The following is a 1,255-nucleotide window of genomic DNA, read 5'->3' on the forward strand; positions in this document are numbered from 1 at the left end:
GCAAAATTAAACGGCCTTAGTCCAATGGAATTCAGGAACAAGGCCGCTTAACTGTTTTTATTATTTGTACTGTCTACTTGACGGGGTGCAGTTCACAGAACGATCGGCTGCCGTCGTTGCGCTAACGGGCAGGATACTTGAGTAACAGCGGCGAATCATGATAGGAGATACATTATTTCCCATTTTATAGGGGGTGCTAAAATGAGTGAAACGAATAGTAAATTTTATACGGGAGATCTGACCAACTCCACTATTGAAAATGCCAACTTAAACGAAACCACCATTAGATTTGCAAACATGAAAAAAGCCCAAATCATACATGTTGACTTAACAGGATCCACGGTTCGGGCAAGCAATCTTTCAGAAGTAAATGTGGAAGGTAATGCATGGTGGGATATGCGTATGAATCAATGTGATGTTTTTGGATTGAATTTTGATACAGGAACATTGGAGAATGCAATGGTCTCCAACTCACATCTTGTGAATCTAACGATCAATAACTGTATAATTGATGGTCTGAAAATTAATGGTGTCTTGATAAAAGAATTGATTGAGAACCATCCCGATTATCGTTTTAATGGGGAATCGATTCCTAAAAAGACACTGTATAACGAGGCTGGAAATCGAATTTAATCATTCAGTTAACGGGACACGATAGCTGAATAAAACTTATTGTTGAGCAGGCTACCGCAGTTTGCTCATTTTATTAAGCTAACGGGCAGGATAATGCGATTGTAGAAACGAAATTACTATAAAATTTATTTCTTCAAAGGTTTGCAACTTCTGTGGCATCAAATTAACTGTAAGTCACAAATCTCAAATTCTAGACACAAATGTGAAATGAGAAGGGAGAAATGAGAAAATGCAAATTAGTGAAGAAATCAAACGGGAAGAAAAACTTGGGGACATAACCGGCGTTACGTGTATATACGTTCCGGTTAGTGACGTCTATAAGGCCGTTCATTGGTATCAAAAAAATTTAGGATGTACACCTACAGACCACAATTCGGTTGAACCTGGGATGGAAATAGCGATCTTGAAATTGCCTAATTATCCAGGAAAGACTTATGGACCACATGAGGCTATATTCCTTATGGGTGGAGGGGGAGGGGCATCGAAAGAAGCCGGAACTTTAGGTTTTACTTGGGATAACGGTGATAGACAGGCCGTAGCTTGTTTCATTACTCCCCGTATCCAAGAGATGTACAATCGTTTCAAGGAAAACGGAGTGAACATAGTAGGTGAAATTCGGCAA

Annotated in this window: 2 protein-coding genes; both read left to right on the forward strand. The window is 39.4% G+C overall.

The window, feature by feature from the left end; translation table 11 throughout:
• Positions 1-201: 201 nt before the first annotated feature.
• Positions 202-633: a pentapeptide repeat-containing protein gene (locus tag C558_RS0130040; RefSeq protein WP_018759982.1), complete on the forward strand. Its 432-nt coding sequence runs from the start codon at positions 202-204 to the stop codon at positions 631-633.
• 229 nt (positions 634-862) lie between these two features.
• The coding region (locus C558_RS0130045; protein WP_026264212.1) for a VOC family protein at positions 863-1,255 on the forward strand (393 nt) is incomplete at its 3' end.

This window comes from Paenibacillus terrigena DSM 21567 (assembly GCF_000374845.1).
Taxonomy (GTDB): Bacteria; Bacillota; Bacilli; order Paenibacillales; family Paenibacillaceae; genus Paenibacillus_K; species Paenibacillus_K terrigena.